At 55.6% G+C, this 18,765-nt stretch carries 16 protein-coding genes; 7 read left to right on the forward strand and 9 right to left on the reverse strand.

Features of this window, described 5'->3' with window-relative positions; all coding sequences use genetic code 11:
- Positions 1-36: 36 nt before the first annotated feature.
- Positions 37-495, reverse strand: coding sequence for a Fe-S cluster assembly transcriptional regulator IscR (iscR, locus tag ACR0EN_RS02685; protein ID WP_170393031.1), 459 nt, complete (start codon positions 493-495; stop codon positions 37-39).
- 178 nt (positions 496-673) lie between these two features.
- Here iscR and ACR0EN_RS02690 point away from each other — a divergent pair, with 178 nt between their 5' ends.
- A complete protein-coding gene (locus tag ACR0EN_RS02690) occupies positions 674-1,327 on the forward strand; it encodes an alpha/beta hydrolase (RefSeq protein WP_008758207.1) in 654 nt (217 codons plus the stop codon).
- The gene (locus tag ACR0EN_RS02695; RefSeq protein ID WP_170393030.1) at positions 1,327-1,572 is read left to right on the forward strand and encodes a hypothetical protein; all 246 of its coding nucleotides are present in this window, start codon (positions 1,327-1,329) and stop codon (positions 1,570-1,572) included. The genes ACR0EN_RS02690 and ACR0EN_RS02695 overlap by 1 nt, the downstream gene beginning before the upstream one ends.
- Before the next feature lie 72 nt (positions 1,573-1,644).
- Here the strand turns inward: ACR0EN_RS02695 and ACR0EN_RS02700 are convergent, their stop codons facing one another.
- Positions 1,645-1,776, reverse strand: a complete 132-nt coding sequence (locus tag ACR0EN_RS02700) for a hypothetical protein (RefSeq protein WP_255612097.1) — start codon at positions 1,774-1,776, stop codon at positions 1,645-1,647.
- Between the two features lie 186 nt (positions 1,777-1,962).
- Between ACR0EN_RS02700 and ACR0EN_RS02705 the strand changes: the two genes are divergently transcribed.
- The 3 genes from ACR0EN_RS02705 (at position 1,963) to ACR0EN_RS02715 (ending at position 5,341) form a co-directional block, all read left to right on the forward strand.
- Complete coding sequence (locus ACR0EN_RS02705) at positions 1,963-2,298, forward strand: DMT family transporter (RefSeq protein WP_480585079.1); 336 nt, start codon at positions 1,963-1,965, stop codon at positions 2,296-2,298.
- A gap of 76 nt (positions 2,299-2,374) precedes the next feature.
- A complete protein-coding gene (gene typA, locus ACR0EN_RS02710; RefSeq protein ID WP_170421712.1) occupies positions 2,375-4,192 on the forward strand; it encodes a translational GTPase TypA in 1,818 nt (605 codons plus the stop codon).
- A gap of 273 nt (positions 4,193-4,465) precedes the next feature.
- On the forward strand, positions 4,466-5,341 hold the full coding sequence (locus ACR0EN_RS02715) for a hypothetical protein (protein ID WP_480585082.1): 876 nt from the start codon (positions 4,466-4,468) through the stop codon (positions 5,339-5,341).
- A 101-nt stretch (positions 5,342-5,442) separates the two neighbouring features.
- Here the strand turns inward: ACR0EN_RS02715 and ACR0EN_RS02720 are convergent, their stop codons facing one another.
- The 4 genes from ACR0EN_RS02720 to recA form a co-directional block, all read right to left on the reverse strand.
- Positions 5,443-6,063, reverse strand: coding sequence for a transglutaminase-like cysteine peptidase (locus ACR0EN_RS02720; RefSeq protein ID WP_170817786.1), 621 nt, complete (start codon positions 6,061-6,063; stop codon positions 5,443-5,445).
- Between the two features lie 360 nt (positions 6,064-6,423).
- A complete protein-coding gene (locus ACR0EN_RS02725) occupies positions 6,424-6,711 on the reverse strand; it encodes a DUF1330 domain-containing protein (protein ID WP_170610743.1) in 288 nt (95 codons plus the stop codon).
- Between the two features lies 1 nt (position 6,712).
- Complete coding sequence (gene alaS / locus ACR0EN_RS02730) at positions 6,713-9,385, reverse strand: alanine--tRNA ligase (protein WP_480585669.1); 2,673 nt, start codon at positions 9,383-9,385, stop codon at positions 6,713-6,715.
- 181 nt (positions 9,386-9,566) lie between these two features.
- A complete protein-coding gene (recA, locus tag ACR0EN_RS02735) occupies positions 9,567-10,631 on the reverse strand; it encodes a recombinase RecA (protein ID WP_170393025.1) in 1,065 nt (354 codons plus the stop codon).
- A gap of 322 nt (positions 10,632-10,953) precedes the next feature.
- Here recA and ACR0EN_RS02740 point away from each other — a divergent pair, with 322 nt between their 5' ends.
- The gene (locus ACR0EN_RS02740) at positions 10,954-11,415 is read left to right on the forward strand and encodes a gamma-glutamyl kinase (RefSeq protein ID WP_480585087.1); all 462 of its coding nucleotides are present in this window, start codon (positions 10,954-10,956) and stop codon (positions 11,413-11,415) included.
- Between the two features lie 5 nt (positions 11,416-11,420).
- Here the strand turns inward: ACR0EN_RS02740 and ACR0EN_RS02745 are convergent, their stop codons facing one another.
- The 3 genes from ACR0EN_RS02745 to guaB form a co-directional block, all read right to left on the reverse strand.
- Complete coding sequence (locus ACR0EN_RS02745) at positions 11,421-13,712, reverse strand: ATP-binding protein (RefSeq protein ID WP_480585089.1); 2,292 nt, start codon at positions 13,710-13,712, stop codon at positions 11,421-11,423.
- Positions 13,713-13,815: 103 nt separating this feature from the next.
- Positions 13,816-14,979, reverse strand: coding sequence for an RsmB/NOP family class I SAM-dependent RNA methyltransferase (locus ACR0EN_RS02750; RefSeq protein ID WP_480585091.1), 1,164 nt, complete (start codon positions 14,977-14,979; stop codon positions 13,816-13,818).
- Between the two features lie 60 nt (positions 14,980-15,039).
- Positions 15,040-16,488, reverse strand: a complete 1,449-nt coding sequence (gene guaB / locus ACR0EN_RS02755) for an IMP dehydrogenase (protein ID WP_170646100.1) — start codon at positions 16,486-16,488, stop codon at positions 15,040-15,042.
- A 215-nt stretch (positions 16,489-16,703) separates the two neighbouring features.
- Here guaB and ACR0EN_RS02760 point away from each other — a divergent pair, with 215 nt between their 5' ends.
- A complete protein-coding gene (locus ACR0EN_RS02760) occupies positions 16,704-18,749 on the forward strand; it encodes an ASKHA domain-containing protein (protein WP_170817790.1) in 2,046 nt (681 codons plus the stop codon).
- Positions 18,750-18,765 lie beyond the last annotated feature (16 nt).

Raw genomic sequence — 18,765 nt, forward strand, 5'->3', positions numbered from 1 at the left:
ATGGGTTTTGACGGAACACAGAAAAACGTCATCAGATCAATCGTCCACGACTGCGAACAAGCTAGGAACAGCGGGACACGGTGCAAGATCATTCCGAATCACATCCGACAGCCGCGTTTGATGCAGGAATACGTAAACATTCGCGCTCAGGCTTTCCCACAACCGATTGGTCAGTGACTGCGCCCGGCTGCCCGAAGACGCGCCCGAGGCACCTGCCCCCTTGTGCATCGCATCCACCGTCTCATCAACCGCGGCCAGTATCTCGACCACACGGATTTCCGAGGCTGGTCGCGCCAGGCGATAGCCCCCACCCGGTCCGCGTACTGAACTGACCAGATCAGCTCGGCGCAGTTTCACGAAAAGCTGCTCCAAATACGGCAGTGAAATATCCTGACGTTCGGAAATCTCGCCCAACGTGACAAGTTTGTCCGAGGACTGAAGGGCGATATCCGCCAGCGCAACCATCGCATAGCGGCCTTTGGTCGACAGCTTCATTTTGTTTCCTTCAGGCAAGAACTGTGCGAAAACATTGACGTCGCCCGAGCCAGTGCGTATCTCCCACTGACAGCGTTTTCACGCGACACAATGTAATTAGAACCGTTCTAAGGTACCTGAGGATTACCGTCAAGATAATCTCGGGGCCGACGCGTCAAAAAACAGGACCAAAGCACACATGCCCGAGGTGATTTTTCCCGGACCCGAAGGCCGCCTGGAAGGCCGCTACCACCCGCAAAAGGAAAAAGACGCACCGATCGCTATCGTGCTTCACCCGCATCCACAATTTGGCGGGACCATGAACAACAAGGTGGTCTATAACCTGCATTACGCCTTTTACAACATGGGCTTCACGGTTCTGCGTTTTAACTTTCGCGGCGTTGGTCGCAGCCAGGGCGAGTATGACCAGGGTGTAGGTGAGCTGAGCGATGCAGCATCAGCGCTGGATTACCTTCAGTCGATGAACAACAACTCCAAGCATTGCTGGGTCGCTGGGTTCTCGTTCGGTGCATGGATCGGAATGCAGCTTCTGATGCGCCGCCCCGAGATCACTGGCTTCATCAGTGTATCGCCGCCCGCAAACATGTACGACTTTTCGTTCTTGGCACCCTGCCCGTCTTCTGGCTTGATCATCAACGGATTGGCGGACCGTGTCGCGCCACCTGCAGACACTGCGTCTCTGGTCGGAAAGCTGCATGAACAAAAGGGTATCACCATCACCCATAATGAGGTGGAAGGTGCCGATCACTTCTTCCAAGACCGCCACATGGACACGCTGATGACAGATGTGACGGATTACGTGAAACGCCGCCTGACAGAGAATACGCGCTGATGTCCGATACCATCACTACCCTCGCCGCCAGATTGGCCGAGGACACGATGAAGGTTATGGACGAGACAGGCGAGGATCGATTCTTTGTGGAGGTTGGAGACGTTCTCGGCGCAGCCTCGCAATCTCTGGAAGAAGCGTTCTTGACCGAAATCCGGGTTAGGCTGGCGGAACGCAAGGCGCGTCAATTCGTGGTGAAAAGACTGTCTGAACATCGATCCAAGCTGAAAGCGATCGAAAAGCAGTAAAGATTGCTTAGCGTCTGAAGAAAAGAAAAGGAGCCCGAAAGCTCCTTTTCGAGGATATCGCTCGGTGGGCGCCTAAACCGGAAAACCTGTGAACCGCTCAACATTCTGGGCTGCATCAATGTCGACGGACCCCCCGTCTGCAAGCCACCCCAACGCCACAATCAAAACCGAAGCGATAATGACCGATTTTGCAAAAGTCGTCATCTTATCAAACTCATTAAAAACACACTAAAAACAATCGAGTGTTTAGCACGAATGCAAAAGCCCGAATAGTCGGGTTTACCTGACCTTTGGTAAAGTTAGGGTTTTGATCATCTGCATCTGAATCCCCTTGCCCAAATAATCGCAAGTATGCTCAACCTTTCGCGATAATTCAGAGAGGCATCGCTCGTGCCAAAGACCTACCTAATCCTAATGTTGACTGTTATCGCGGAAACCATCGGCACGACTGCGTTGCAGGCTAGCCATCAGTTTACGCGATTTTGGCCGTCGGCTCTTGTCGTGGTTGGCTATGGGGCAGCCTTTTGTCTTATGGCCCTCACGTTAAAGGTCATGCCCGTGGGCATTGTCTATGCAATCTGGTCGGGCCTCGGTATTGCCCTGATCGCACTGATTGGATTTCTGGTTTTTGGCCAAAAACTCGATTGGCCCGCAGTCTTGGGTTTGGGCATGATTTTGAGTGGCATTCTGATCATCCACCTGTTTTCAGCCACAGCGGGCCACTGACCGCCGGTTAGGGCTGGTATATTTTGTCGCGCCGCGTTATGCGCGCGGCAACTTCCCGTTCAAAGGCTGACCTCTCATGGACCTGCGCAATATCGCAATCATCGCTCACGTGGACCACGGCAAGACGACCCTGGTGGATGAGCTGCTTAAACAATCCGGCGCGTTCCGGGAAAACCAGGCCGTGGCAGAACGCGCCATGGACAGCAACGACCTGGAACGCGAACGCGGCATTACCATCCTGGCCAAAGCCACCAGCGTTGAGTGGAAGGATACCCGCATTAACATCGTCGACACCCCCGGCCACGCTGATTTCGGTGGGGAAGTCGAACGTATTCTCAGCATGGTCGACGGCGTTGTACTGCTGGTCGATGCCGCCGAAGGCCCGATGCCGCAAACCAAATTCGTGACCTCAAAGGCGCTGGCTTTGGGCCTGCGCCCGATTGTCGTGCTGAACAAGGTCGACAAACCCGATGCCGAGCCTGATCGCGCGCTGGACGAATGTTTCGACCTTTTCGCCAACTTGGGCGCCGATGACGATCAGCTGGACTTCCCGGCCATGTATGCTTCGGGCCGGTCCGGCTGGGCCGATATGGAGCTTGACGGTCCGCGCAAGGACTTGACCGCCCTGTTCGATCTGATCGTTGATCACGTCCCCGCCCCCAAGCAGATCGAGAAAAAGGACGAACCGTTCAGGATGCTCGCCACCACTTTGGGCAGCGATCCATTCATCGGTCGTATTTTGACCGGTCGTGTGGAAAGTGGAACTCTGAAAGCGGGTGACAGCCTCAAGGCACTCAGCCGAGATGGCACCCAGATTGAAAGCTTCCGCGCGTCGAAAATCCTTGCATTCCGTGGATTAGCTCAACAACCCATTGACGTCGCTGAAGCAGGCGACATTGTCACGATTGCGGGTATGAGCAAAGCCACCGTGGCAGATTCCCTTGTAGCCCCGCAAGTCGAAGAGGCCCTGCCTGCCCAGCCTATCGATCCGCCAACCATCACAGTGACCTTCGGCATAAACGATTCCCCGCTGGCCGGTCGTGACGGCAAAAAGGTTCAGTCTCGGGTCATTCGTGATCGCCTGATGAAAGAAGCCGAATCGAACGTAGCCATCCGCATCAGCGACACGCCCGGCGGCGAAGCCTTCGAGGTTGCTGGTCGCGGCGAATTGCAGATGGGTGTTCTGATCGAAAACATGCGTCGCGAAGGATTCGAGCTTAGCATCTCGCGCCCACAGGTTTTGTTCCGCGAGGAGGACGGCCAGCGCCTTGAACCTATCGAAGAAGTCACGATCGATGTGGATGATGAATATTCTGGCGCGGTGATCGAGAAAATCACTGGTGCGCGCAAAGGTGAACTGGCTGAAATGCGCCCTGCAGGGGCGGGCAAGACCCGGATCATCGCCCACGTGCCGTCTCGTGGCCTGATCGGCTATCACGGAGAGTTCCTGACCGATACACGCGGAACTGGTGTCTTGAACCGGGTCTTCCACGGCTGGGCGGCCCATAAAGGGCAGATTCCTGGTCGACGTGCGGGTGTTCTGATCTCGATGGAAAACGGTCAGGCGGTCGCCTATGCGCTGTGGAATTTGGAAGAGCGTGGCCGCATGTTTGTTGGACCGCAAACCGATGTCTACCAGGGCATGGTGATCGGTGAACATTCGCGAGACAACGATCTGGAAGTGAATCCGCTGAAAGGTAAAAAGCTAACTAACGTGCGTGCCAGTGGATCGGACGACGCAGTAAGGCTGACCCCTCATATTCAGTTCTCACTTGAAGAGGCAATCGCCTATATCGACGACGATGAACTGGTCGAGGTGACGCCTAATGCGATCCGGCTTCGCAAACGTTACCTGGATCCGCACGAGCGTAAACGGATGTCGAAATCAGCCTGATCAATGCTGTGAACTTGTTCACGTTTTGGAAACATTGCCACATTCGTGACATTTTTGCGTCAGGCTAGAAACAACACAGAAAAAGAAGACCTGGTGCAACAGCAGGTCTTCTTTTTGTTTTTTATGGATTAATCGTGTTTGAGTGAGCTGGATCACAGAAATCCAACAGAAAGTTTGCTTGAAAATAGGCGATAGAAAGAGGACTTTGTGTTCAAAGTGTGACGCCGTTTGAGTATACGGCAATTTAGTTAACGAGTGCTTAAGGAGCGTGCGATGCGCATCAAATCCAAACTGTTATCGATTGCTTTTGCTTCCGCAATCTTACCCTTCATCTTCGGAAATTCCGCTCAGGCGGCTGGTACTTGCACAGTGAGCACGGCCAAACAGTCTGTTTCGTCGAACACTCTTTGTGCCTGCGACGTGGTTACTTCAGGCATGCTCCGTTACATCCAACGGCGCGCCGACTTCGAGTCGATCCTGGAGCGTACAATTCTTGATTGCCCGAGATTTGCAGCTGTTTTGACTGACTTGCCTACGGCGAGCATCGGCATTAACCCGCAGCGCACGGGTGACGGTGCCTCAGACGAAAGAACCGAGCGCGATAGGCCTGATACCCCGGTCACACCCGATTCACCTGACACACCTGATACGCCTGACACACCCGATACGCCTGACACACCCGATACGCCTGAGAAGCCAAACGGCGACGACGAAAAAGCCAAGGAAGAAAGAAAAAAGGCAAAGGAAAACAGGAAAAAGGCGAAAGAAGAGCGTGAAAAGGCAAGGGAATACAGGGAAAGAGTCAAAGATAAGAGAAAGACAATCAAGCAGCACCGGCAAACGGCTAAAGACTATTCTGAAAAAGCCAAGCAACTACGTGACGCTGGCGATATAAAGGGTGCGAAGCAGGCAAGGGAACAAGCGCGACTGTTTGCTGGGTGGGCCAAAGAAAGCCAAGCTTGGGCTAATGAGCAACGTGCCTACGCACAACAACATGCCGCTAACGCCAAGATGTACCGGGAAAGTGCCCGGCAGTCGCAAGAGCGTTTGGGTAAACTGTCAATAGCCGAAGCCAAACGGGTCAAAGACAGGGCCAAATCCCAAGAACGCAGAGCTGAGCGCGAAAAAGAGGATGATCGCGGTCATTAATTCCTTCGATCAGGGTTGTGCGCGACCATAGCGCCACTGACGAGAATAGCGGATGGGCGGCGTGCAGATGCACCCGCCCACTCTAGTTGAGGTCGAAGAACTCAGCTTTTTCCATAAACTCCCAGCCATCTGGCGGGCTGCTTAGGATCTTGCATCCTCAGGAACAGATAGCGCGTCGCCTTCCAAGGCTTGATCTGATTGGTCAAATTATCCAGAACCAGATCGCCGCCGCTCGACCGATAAACCAAAACAGCATGAGAGTTTCTGCGCGTATCCAACACTGTCGCGAGCAGTAGTTTACGAGGGTCGAAACCAGCCTGGATCAAATCTCTTTTCTTTAGAAGCGCAAAATCTTCGCAGTCACCACCGCGCGACGTTGGAAGCGCCCAGAGTTCACTGGTTTTGTATTGCGACTGATCCGTGACCTCTCGCGTGGATCGATTAACGCGGCGGTTGATCTCTTTGACAAGCTTCAATTCTTGGCTGGTGGATAAGGAACCGATACCTTTTTGCGCACATGCCCAGGAATACTTACCGCAAAGCTGACGCGCACCGGAGGGTGGTGGCGAGGCAGCGATACTCGGGATAAACGCGGCATCTTTCGCCGATGCTTCAGTCCCAAACAACAGCGAACCGTTAATCAGGATAGCCAAACCAAACAGCCCGCCAAGCTTGGCAGCGCTCTTTAAGTGGGCGTCTAAGGTCGTACCAAAGAATTTCATGCCTGTCCCTCGAGTCCTATTAATCCCTGCAAACTGCGTGGATCAGAACCCATCTGTATACCGGACCATATCCGCAAACCGTGGTTGTCACGCAATCAAATCCGAGATTGAGCGGAAAAAACGGCGGAAATTCGTCACTTTTCGTGACCATTTCCGCGCAAGAAAGTGGCGCGAAGTGCCACAATCGGACAGAAAAATATGTTCAAAACCAACAGGAAGCACGCACAACCCATTGTAATAATGTGTATAAATTCAGAGCGATCGTGAAGAGCCGCCCACGCTAAAATGCATGGCAGGTCGCACGGCTCTGGGCCGGGCAGAATTTGCAAATTTCATGCGAAGGTAGATTTAGCCTGATTCTCAGTCGGTAATTTCAACGACCACCAGCTCTCGCTCGCTGGCGCCACGGGCATGATCCAATGCCTGCTGATATGCAGGAGAATTGTAGCACTCTACCGCAGCATCGACGGTTGGGAAGCGGGCGACCACATTGCGTGGTCGCTCTTTGCCCTCTAACTGCACGTAACGTGCCGCGCGGGCGATGAATTCACCCCCATGCGCCGCAATTGCCGGCCCTGCAAGCTCGGCGTATTTACCGTAGGCATCGGCGTCTGTCACAGTGACGTGTGCGATCCAAAGTGCTGGCATCTTATCCTCCCAAAACCTGTTCAGCCGCCTTGATTGCAGCCTCTGCATTCGAGGCATCCTTGCCCCCACCCTGTGCCATGTCAGGCCGTCCACCACCGCCCTTGCCGCCAAGTTCAGTCACCGCCGCGCGGACCAGATCCACCGCAGATACCGTGTCTGTCAGGTCCGAAGTGACACCCGCTGCGACGGCCGCTTTGCCCCCTGTATCAGCAATCAATAATACTGCGCCCGTACCCAGACGGCTTTTGTGCTCATCAATCAACGCAGGCAGGTCCTTTCCGGAAACACCCGTGAGCGACTGCGCAAAGAACGCCACACCGTTCACATCGCGCGCTTCAGCGCCACTGCCCTGTCCCGCACCTCCGGCCATCGCCAGATCGCGGCGCAACTGCGCAACTTCGTTCTGCAGCGATTTACGCTCGTCCAACAGAGTCTTCACACGTGCCACAACGTCGTCCGGCTGGGCTTTCAACTCAAGCGCAATCGCTGAAAGGCGATGATCTTGTTTCGACAGATACTTAAATGCGTCATCACCGGTCAAAGCTTCGATCCGCCGCACGCCCGCGCTGCTGGCACTGTCGCCCAACACGACGAAGGTTCCGATATCACCGGTCTGGCGCACATGGGTACCGCCACACAGTTCAATCGACCATGTTTCGCCATCCTGGCCTTTGCCGGTGGGTGCTTTGCCCATCGAAACCACGCGCACCTCATCCCCGTATTTCTCACCGAACAGAGCTTGAGCACCCAGTTCACGGGCGTCATCAGGTGTCATAATCCTGGTTTCCACGGTTGAGTTTTGCCGGATGAATGCGTTCACCTCTCGCTCAACTTTCTGCACTTCTTCCAGTGTCAGAGCCTTGGAATGGCTGAAATCGAACCGCAAACGATCTGATGCGTTGAGCGACCCGCGCTGCGCCACGTGGTCACCCAATGTCTCGCGCAGAGCTTCATGCAGAAGGTGCGTCGCGGAGTGGTTGGCACGAATGGCCGTGCGGCGCGCGTGATCGACTGCTAGCTCAACTGCGTCACCTTTTGAGATCGCCCCATGATCAATCGTGACCTTGTGAGCATAGACTTTGCCATCAGCAAACTTTCTGGTGTCTTCAACGCGGGCGATATCGTCGCGCTCATCCAACCTGCGAATTTCACCGGTGTCGCCGACCTGGCCGCCGGCCTCGCCATAGAACGGTGTCTGATTGACTACGACCCAGCCGGTACCACCCTTCTCGATCTTGTCGACCAATACACCATCGACCACCAACGCAGCGACCTGCCCTTCGGCCTTTTCAGTATCGTAGCCAAGGAAATCGGTCGCACCGGCCGCATCCAGCACATCGAACCAAACCACCTGATCGGCAGATTCGCCAGACCCGGCCCACGCCGCGCGAGCCTTGGCTTTTTGTTCGGCCATGGCCACGTCAAATCCATCGGTGTCGACGGTTCGACCTTTCTCGCGCAGCGCATCCTGCGTCAGATCAAGCGGGAAACCATAGGTATCATACAGTTTGAACGCCGCGTCTCCGGGTAGTGGATCGCCTTCAGGTAGGCCCGAGACTTCCTCATCCAACAGCTTCAGACCGCGATCCAATGTTTGCTTGAACCGAGTTTCCTCAAGCAGCAGTGTCTCTTCGATCAGTGGCTGCGCCTGACCGAGCTCTGAATATTGCGCACCCATCAATTGCACCAGCGTGGGTACCAGGCGGTGCATCACCGGATCTTTGGCCCCCAACAGATGCGCATGGCGCATCGCGCGGCGCATGATACGGCGCAGAACATACCCTCGCCCATCGTTTGACGGCATCACACCATCCGCGATCAGGAACGAAGTTGAACGCAAGTGGTCCGCAATCACGCGATGATGCACGTTTTGATCCCCATAAGGATCAACACCGGTCGCATCCGCAGAGGCTTCGATCAGCGTTTTGAACAGATCGGTGTCATAATTGTCGTGGCTGCCTTGCAGCAACGCACCAATGCGTTCCAATCCCATGCCGGTGTCGATCGACTGCATGTCGAGTTCGACCATCGAGCCGTCTTCGAACTGCTCGTTCTGCATGAAAACGATGTTCCAGATTTCGATGAACCGATCACCATCTTCCTCAGCCGAACCCGGAGGCCCACCCCAGATGTGATCACCGTGGTCATAGAAAATCTCGGTGCACGGGCCGCAGGGGCCGGTAGGGCCCATTTGCCAGAAATTGTCATTGGTAGCGATGCGGATGATCCGGTCTTCAGGGACACCAACCTTTTTCCAGATTTCAAATGCCTCATCATCGGTGTGATAGACAGTGGCCAACAGACGGTTCTTATCGATACCAAAATCTTTGGTGATCAGTTCCCAAGCGAACGGTATCGCCTCATGCTTAAAGTAATCCCCGAATGAGAAATTCCCCAGCATTTCAAAGAACGTATGGTGGCGAGCGGTATAGCCCACATTGTCCAGATCGTTGTGTTTGCCGCCTGCACGCACGCATTTCTGTGCAGTGGTAGCACGGCTGTAGTCGCGGGTTTCGACGCCAGTAAACAGATTCTTGAACTGAACCATACCCGAGTTGACGAACATCAGTGTCGGATCATTGCGCGGAACCAGCGGGCTAGACGCAACCACTTCGTGCCCCTGCTTGGCAAAGTAGTTCAGGAAGGTAGATCGAATGTCGTTCAGCGTTGGCATAAGGCTCTCTCGGCGCGCAGTCGTTATGGTCAGCAAAGGTTTAGCCCCACCCCCCGAGAGTGTCCACAGCATTGGCCCATCCGAAACGAAACAAGGCGGCCCCGAGGGGCCACCCTGTTCCAGATAGATTCAGCACTACCGGGGTGCCGGGGGATTTCTTTGGTTCCCCCTCAGGCACGCTTTAAGCTTCGAGGATGTCATCCTCTTCCGCTTCGGGTGGCATTTCAAAGTCTAACCCATGCGCGGCACGTATTTTGTCTTCGATCTCGAGCGCCGCACGGGAATTGTCACGTAGATATTGCTTGGCATTCTCACGCCCCTGCCCGATCCGCTCATCACCGTAGCTGAACCACGAACCCGACTTTTCGACCACACCGGCCTTGACGCCCAGATCCAGAAGCTCACCCATTTTGCTGATGCCTTCGCCATACATGATGTCGAATTCCACCTGCTTGAACGGCGGTGCCACCTTGTTCTTGACGACCTTGACGCGGGTCTGGTTGCCCACAACTTCGTCCCGATCCTTGATCGCACCGATACGGCGAATATCCAGACGGACCGAGCTGTAGAATTTCAACGCATTACCACCGGTAGTGGTTTCCGGGCTGCCAAACATCACACCGATCTTCATCCTGATCTGGTTTATGAAGATCACCATGCAGTTCGAGCGATTGATCGAGCCGGTCAGCTTGCGCATCGCCTGGCTCATCAGCCGGGCCTGAACACCCACGCTGCTGTCACCCATGTCGCCTTCCAACTCGGATTTCGGCGTCAGCGCCGCAACCGAGTCGACCACGACCATGTTCACGGCTCCCGACCGCACCAAGGTGTCGGTGATCTCAAGTGCCTGCTCGCCAGTGTCGGGCTGAGAGATCAGCAATTCATCCAGATCCACACCCAGCTTGCGCGCATATTGAGGGTCCAGTGCATGTTCTGCGTCGACGAACGCGCAGACTCCGCCGCGTTTTTGCTGTTCAGCGATGCAGTGCAGCGTCAGCGTGGTCTTACCCGAGCTTTCCGGGCCATAAATCTCGACGATCCGGCCCATCGGCAGGCCGCCGATCCCCAGAGCGATATCCAAGCCCAGCGATCCGGTCGAGCTCGCATCGATATCCTGCTTGGAATCTTCGCCCAACTTCATGATCGAGCCTTTGCCGAACTGCCGTTCGATCTGGGCCAATGCGCTGTCGAGCGCCTTTTGCTTGTCTGCGTTTTTCTTGTCGCTCATCGTCAGAAGATCCGCCATTGTCCTGTCGCCTTCTCTTTTGTCACACCCTTGATCGGGCGGCAATCGCTGCTTTGTTCGCCTCTTGTTCCTTATGGGACCAAAAAGAGAACATTTCAACTAAAACTTATGAAAACTACTCTTCAGCAATTGTGTTAAAGAGTCGTTTACGACAATCTGAGACATGAAAGGCATTGAAGAGAAAAGATAAATGCTTGTTTTCTATGAAAAGCGGCTTGCGCTTCTGTCTGTTCCAAAGACCGGCTCCACCGCGTATCAATCAGCTTTACGCGATCGGGCCGATATCGTCGTGTCCGGACCAACAGACCTGAAACATGCGAACATGCGCCGCTATGATCGTTTCTTCCAGACCATGTTTCGCAAGATGTTTGATGCAGAAATGGACGTCATGGCCATAGTGCGCGAACCTGTCGATTGGTTGGGAAGTTGGTATCGATTTCGAACGCGCGCCGAATTGGCAGGTCATCCGCATTCCACAAAAGGTTTAAGCTTCGAGGCATTTCTTGACGCCTATATGCAAAACCCCCGCCCGGTCTACGCAGATGTGGGGTGCCAAACCGATTTTTTGCAACCCCGCAGTAACGGTAAAGGTGTTGCGCATATCTTCAAATATGACAGCCAGCAAAAGATACTGGATTTCCTTCAGAATCGGCTGGAATGTAAAATCGATCTACCGCGTGAGAACGTATCGCCCGCTTGCCCGATGGACTTCTCAAAACAAACTGAACTCCGGTTCCAATCATTGAACGCCGCAGAATACGCATTGTATCGTGCTGCCGAATAGCGTTTTCAGTTCATTTGCTGAAACACCGCTTCGGTCAGTTGGGTCAACGAAAACGGCTTGGGCAGGAAGGTGGAATTTTCGATCTGAGGACCAGATTCGCCGAACGCCCCCTCAGTATAGCCTGACATGAAGACCACCCGAACGTCAGGACGTGTTTTCATGGCCTCGCGCACCCAAGTCGGGCCGTCCATTCCGGGCATGACCACATCGGTGACAAAAACATCCACCAGCAAATTGGGGTCGTCCAACAATTGCAGCGCATCTTCGGCTGATTCAGCTTCAAGCACAGTGTAGCCTTTCAAGCGAAGCGCCCGCGTCGCGAAGGCGCGCACCGGGGCTTCGTCTTCGACCAACAAAACCACGCCTTCACCCAATCGGGAACTTTGCACCTCTGACGTATCGGGGGCCTCAGGCTCCGATTCTTGGACCCGGGAACTCACAGGCAAGAGCACGGTGAATTCCGTTCCCCGGTCCTGCACACTGTCGACAAATATGAAACCACCAGTCTGTTTTACGATCCCGTAAACAGTCGATAGCCCCAGCCCCGTCCCCTCGCCTGTGCGTTTGGTCGTATAAAATGGCTCAAACACCTTTTGCAGTTTGTCTGCAGGAATCCCGATGCCGCTATCGATGACTTTGACCGTAACATATTCTCCCGGCTGTACCGTAGCCCGATCGCGCGTGATCGATTGATCCAATGTCACTACTTCTGTCTCGATCCGAATCTCCCCACCCTCGGGCATCGCATCACGCGCATTGACGACCAGGTTCATCAAGACCTGCTCTAACTGGCGCTTGTCCGCGCAGACGGATTTGAGCACGGGATCATGACTGAGCGTCAGGCGGACCTTCTCGCCCACAAGACGGTTTAGCAAATGGATAAGGTCTGAAATCGTATCTCGCAGATCCAGCACCTCGGGCCGAAGCGTTTGTTTGCGCGAAAAGGCCAGAAGCTGGCTGACCAACGCTGCAGCACGGTTGGCGTTTTGATTGATCTGTACAAGATCGCCGTAATTCGGGTCATCTTGGTCATGGCGCAACAGCAACAGATCACAATGCCCCGAAATCGCCGTCAGCAAGTTATTGAAATCATGTGCGACCCCGCCAGCCAATTGCCCAACGGCTTGCATCTTCTGGCCTTGGACAAACTGCGCCTCCATCGTTTTCAGTTCGGTGGCATCGTTCAGAACCGCAATAAGACAAACCTGACCATCCCTGAGAATCCGTGACAGCGTAACTTGCACAAATACCTCTTTGTCCTTGCGCACCAAACGCAGGAATTCAGACCGCGGTGCTGCGCCTTGTTCGGCAGCACTCGCCAGCCAGTCCCTAATCGGATAGCCGAGCCCCTGCATCATGCTTTCGATATTCGTCCGCCCCGGTTGGATCTCACCGACCAATTCAACTGCGAGGTGGTTTGCTTCGCTAACATCTCCATCGGGAGACATGCACATGATCGCAACTGGCAAATCTGCAAATGATGTCGTGTGCTGCGGTCCTTCGGCGTGCTGCAGCGGCGTCAAAAGCAACTCACGCACAATACCGCTGTGCCTTAGCGTTGTGACAGTGAATGGTGCTTCGGTTTCCCCGGTATTAATCTGTATGATGCTACCATCAACTGCACCGCCTGCCTGAACCATCGGCTTGAGGCATGTGGGAATCTGACCAAAAAGTTCGATTGCCGCATCATTGGCATCCAGCACCACGTCATTTCGTCCGACCGTCAGCACCGGCCGCTGCACGCTGCGCCAGATCTTGGGTGCATCTATCCTAAAACGCCAGCAAAACCGATTTTCACCCAGCTTTGAAACAGACACCGGTATTGTTTGTCCGCGCGTGACAACATCTTCTTCCCAAAAGCCCCGTTTCAGGGCCTGAGACTGCAAGCGCAACAGCACCGCCGACGGGTTTGCAAATACGGTACGCAGAGACTCATCTAGTCGCGTACCCGCGTTCCGAATAAGACGTGCATTGGCCTGAGCGTTTGCAACTAGCACCTCGCCCATCGCATCCGAAATGACACAGGGATCGGTTTCTTGCTCTAGAAAGCCCGTCATCGCAGCGTATGTTTGCGCTTCGATCTGATTCAATATCCAAGCGCGCGCCAAGGCAAAGACCACTACTACCAGGAAGGACAAGCCAACGGCTGCGACCCCGGCACTTAACCGTGGCGGCAAGACGTCAAAGAAGGAAAGTACGCTCAATAAAATGGCGATCAATGCCAGTGAGGCATAGCGCCCACGATCAATGCCCCATCCACTTGATCGAGAGGGGGTAAATTCAGATTGAATAGACATAAACAGCCCGGATTATTACAATTTCTGATCAATATCTGCCTGCAATGGTTAATTGCTGCTTAATGATCAGTGACATAAACTTCTTAAGGTTGTGTTTTAAAGTTTATATTCGCGTCAAGTGTGCTGTAAAAAAACCATCGGTCCCGTGTGAAACCAGCCACGTGTTGCGGTATCTGCTCTGCCATTCGGGATTGCTGGCCAAGAATCCATCAATAATGCCGTCGTTTTCAATCGTCAGCATCGAGCAGGTCGCATAGGCAAGCACGCCTTTGGGCGCAACGAGAGGTGAAACGTCTCGTAGAATAGCGGCCTGAATCTGCGTCAGCTCGTCCAAGCGCTCCGGTGTAAGCGCCCATTTCCCTGCCGGTGCTCGGCGCCACGATCCGCTGCCGGAACAGGGCACATCTGTCAAAACGACATCGAACAGCGCCTGACTGGAGACTTGGCCTGTGGTCAAGATCGTGACATCTGCGCCAGCCCTTGCCGCGCGTGCTGACAAATCCCGCATGCGTTTGGGACTGGCATCATGGGCAAAGACGTGAACGCCGGGGGCCCTTGCCGCCAAAGCCAAAGCCTTACCACCGCCGCCTGCACAGTAGTCCAGAACTCGCATGCCTGGCTGCAAATCAAGCGCGGCAACAACCGCCTGGCTTGCGGCATCCTGCAACTCAACCAGCCCATCTGTATACGGACCGCTCTGAGATATCTTGCGTGCGCCCTCGGTAACTTCCAATGCAGTATCGCAGGCCGGATGTGGATGCGCCGTGATCTCCTCGGCAGCCAGTCGCTGAATGGCTGTAGGCAGGTCAGTTTTCAGCAGGTTGACCCTCAGATGAATCGGAGCGCGCGATTGTAGCGTGGCTGCGGCAAGTTCAGCTTCGTCCTCCAACGCGGCCTGAAATTGAGGCCACAACCATTCGGGGATATCCAGACGTTCTGCGTCGCTCTGAAATGACCTGGGTTGGTCAGCCTCGGTTACCTCTGCAGGTGCATATCGCTCGCCCGAAAACACTGAAGTTAAGTCTGAGCCCAAGGATCGGGCGGCACCGATCATCAGGCCGCGCCCCGTCTCGGACCCACCGAGCGCCGAGAAGGATCGTTTGCACCGCAATGCATCAAACACATGATCCCGGATCGCAGCGCGATCCTTAGATCCCGCGAACCGACTGCGTCGAGCCCAGCCGGTCAACGCCTTCTCGACCGGTGCACCGGCAAGAATGTCATCGAGGATCTCGATCGAGGCCTGAACCCGAGCATCAGGTGTCATCGCGTTTTCCGTTCGTCTACACGATCAATTTCGAGAGACCCCCTGAAGGGTCTCACAAACTTACATCACGCGATAATTGGGGCTTTCCCGTGTGATCTGAACGTCATGCACATGGCTTTCCTTCAAACCTGCGCCAGTGATTTTGACAAAGTTGCAGTTCTGGCGCATCTCATCGACGGTGGCACAACCGGTATAGCCCATCGCCGCGCGCAAACCTCCAACCAGTTGGTGCACAACAGCGCTTGCGGACCCTTTGTACGGCACCTGACCTTCGATCCCTTCGGGCACCAGCTTGTCATTCGCGGCGTCCTTCTGGAAATAGCGATCCGCCGAGCCGCGCGCCATCGCACCCAGACTTCCCATGCCGCGATACGATTTGAACGAGCGGCCTTGATAGAGGATCACCTCGCCCGGGCTTTCATCCGTGCCCGCAATCATCGAACCGACCATGGCGCAGGATGCCCCTGCCGCAATCGCCTTGGCGAAATCGCCCGAGAATTTGATGCCACCATCAGCAATGACCGGAACTTCCCCCGCCGCAGCTGCACAATCCATGATGGCCGTCAACTGAGGGACGCCAACGCCCGCGACCATCCGTGTGGTACAGATCGAGCCGGGCCCGATGCCCACTTTGATCGCGTCTGCACCTGCATCGATCAGCGCTTTGGTGGCCTCGGCAGTGGCGACGTTACCGGCGATGATCTGAACCTCGTTCGACAGCGTCTTGGCACGTTTCACCGCATCCAGAACACCTTGCGAATGACCATGTGCGGTATCCACAACAATGATATCAACCCCGGAATCGACCAACTGCTCTGACCGCTCAAACCCCGCGTCTCCGACCGAGGTCGCAGCAGCCACCCGCAGTCGGCCCAACCGGTCCTTGCAGGCTGTAGGGTTCAGCACGGCCTGCTCGGTATCTTTCAGCGTCAGTAAGCCTGTCAGCTTGCCCTCGCCATCGACGACCAGCAACTTTTCGATCCGACGCGCACGCATAAGGCTTTTGGCCTCTTCCAGATCGGCGGGCTCTTGCAGCATCGCCAGATTGTCAGAGGTCATCATCGCTTTGATCGGCGTGTCATCCGAGGTCGCAAAGCGCATATCTCGGTTGGTGACAATGCCGACGACACGACCGCTTTCTTCAACGACCGGGAAGCCCGTGAAGTTGTAGCGCTCTACCAAAGCCTGAGCATCTGCCAATGTTTGATCCGCGCGCAGCGTGACCGGGTTATAGACGATACCGGATTCGAACCGCTTAACCCGACGCACTTCGCGGGCCTGTTCCTCGACCGAGAGGTTTTTGTGCACCACGCCGATGCCCCCAGCCTGCGCCATGGCGATAGCCATACGCGCCTCGGTCACCGTGTCCATCGCCGAGCTTAGCAGCGGGATGTTCATCGTAATCTCACGCGTCACGCGCGTGGTGGTATCAGCGGTTGCCGGCAGCACAGAAGATGCGCCCGGAACCAGAAGAACGTCGTCGAAGGTGAGTGCCTCACGAATCTGCATTTGATAACCCCATGCAAAAGCCCGTTTGACGGTGACCCTATTGCATGGATTTCACCAGAGGGAAAGCCCCGAACCCAAGTTGTTTTCCCCTGCGGGCTTCTGCCACGCCCGAAAACGACGCAAGCAATGCAAAACGTGCCGCTGAATGCCCTTTCCCTTTGCGTTCAAACCCATATGTTCGCCGGCATACGCGCGAATACAAAGGCAGGCCATTCATGACCACCGATCCTCTTGTCGTTTTTACCCCGTCCGGCAAACGCGGACACTTTCCCGTTGGCACGCCAATCCTGACGGCAGCGCGCCAGTTGGGTGTCGATCTTGATTCAGTCTGCGGTGGACGCGGTATTTGTTCGAAATGTCAGATCACCCCCAGCTATGGCGAGTTTCCCAAGCATGGCGTGACCGTCTCGGAGGACGCGCTGAGCGAGTGGAACGCGGTTGAACAGCGTTATGACGACAAGCGAGGCTTGAAACCCGGGCGCCGTTTGGGCTGTCAGGCCTCGGTTCAGGGTGACGTGGTGATCGACGTGCCTCCTGAAAGCCAGGTTCACCGTCAGGTGGTCCGCAAGGCCGCCGCCGCCCGCGCCATCACCATGGACCCTGCAACACGCCTGTATTTCGTGGTGGTGGAACAACCCGACATGCACTCGCCCACAGGCGATCTGGAACGGTTAGAACGCGCCTTGCGCGAACAATGGAAGATCGATGCAATCACCGCCGACCTGTCCCTGATGTCCAAGCTGCAGCCAGTGCTGCGCAAAGGGAAATGGGAGGTCACGGTCGCCGTCCACAAAGGCCACAAGGACAACGTGGCCCGTATCGTCGAAATTTGGCCCGGCCTGCACGAACATGGGCTTTACGGTCTGGCTATCGACCTCGGCTCGACCACCATCGCTGCGCACCTGACCGATCTGGAAACCGGTGAAGTCAAGGCTTCTTCCGGCCTGATGAACCCGCAAATTCGTTTCGGCGAAGACCTGATGAGCCGCGTGTCTTACGCCATGATGAATCCCGGTGGCGACAAGGAAATGACCCGGGCCGTGCGCGAAGCGATCAACGATCTGACCACTTCAATCGCTGATGAGGCCGGGATCGATGCCGCTTTGATCGTCGAAACGGTGTTCGTCTGCAATCCGGTCATGCACCATCTTTTGCTGGGTCTGGACCCAGTCGAACTGGGTCAGGCGCCATTTGCGCTCGCGACGTCCGAAAGCATGTCCCTGCCTGCGCATGAGATGGACCTGACCACGATGAATCCACGCGCGCAGGTCTACATCCTGCCGTGTATTGCCGGCCATGTGGGTGCGGACTGCGCTGCCGTTGCCCTATCCGAGGAACCCGGCAAGTCCGACGATCTGGTACTGATCGTGGATGTGGGTACCAATGCGGAAATCTTGCTGGGCAACACCCACCGCGTTCTGGCCTGTTCGTCACCCACCGGCCCCGCATTTGAGGGTGCCCAGATTAGCTCGGGCCAGAGGGCCGCGCCCGGTGCGATTGAACGGATCGAAATCGATCCTGTCACCAAAGAACCGCGTTTCCGCGTGATCGGGTCCGAGAAATGGTCTAATGACGAAGGCTTTGATCAGGACATTGCCACCACGGGCATCACCGGTATCTGCGGCTCAGGCATTATCGAGGCCGTGGCCGAGATGCGCATTGCAGGTCTTCTGGACGAAAGCGGGCTGATCGGCTCGGCCGCGCAGACGGGCACATCGCGTTGCGTTCCCGAAGGCCGCACCAACTCTTATCTGATCCACGACGCCAGCGCCGAGGGCGGTCCGCGTATCACGGTAACTCAAGGTGATATCCGTGCCATCCAGTTGGCTAAATCCGCGCTTTATGCCGGTGCGCGTCTTCTGATGGACGAGATGGAGGTCGACCGCGTGGACCGCGTGGTACTGGCCGGAGCTTTCGGCGCGCATATTTCGACCAAACACGCGATGGTGCTGGGTATGATCCCTGATGCACCGCTGGAGAAGGTCTCCAGCGCGGGTAATGCCGCTGGAACCGGTGCCCGGATCGCGCTGTGTAACATCGGATCGCGGGCCGAGATCGAACGCGTGGTGCGTGAGATCACCAAGGTCGAAACGGCAATCGAGCCCAAGTTTCAGGACCATTTCGTCGCCGCCAATGCGATCCCGCACAAAACCGATCCGTTCCCTGAATTGGCCCAGGTCGTCACCCTGCCCGCTCCGTCCTTCAATACCGGCGGCGGGGATGAGGAAAAATCTGGCCGCCGACGCCGCCGGAGGTCATAGTCCCTTCGAAACTGGA

It is taken from the genome of Ruegeria sp. AB7 (assembly GCF_056542625.1).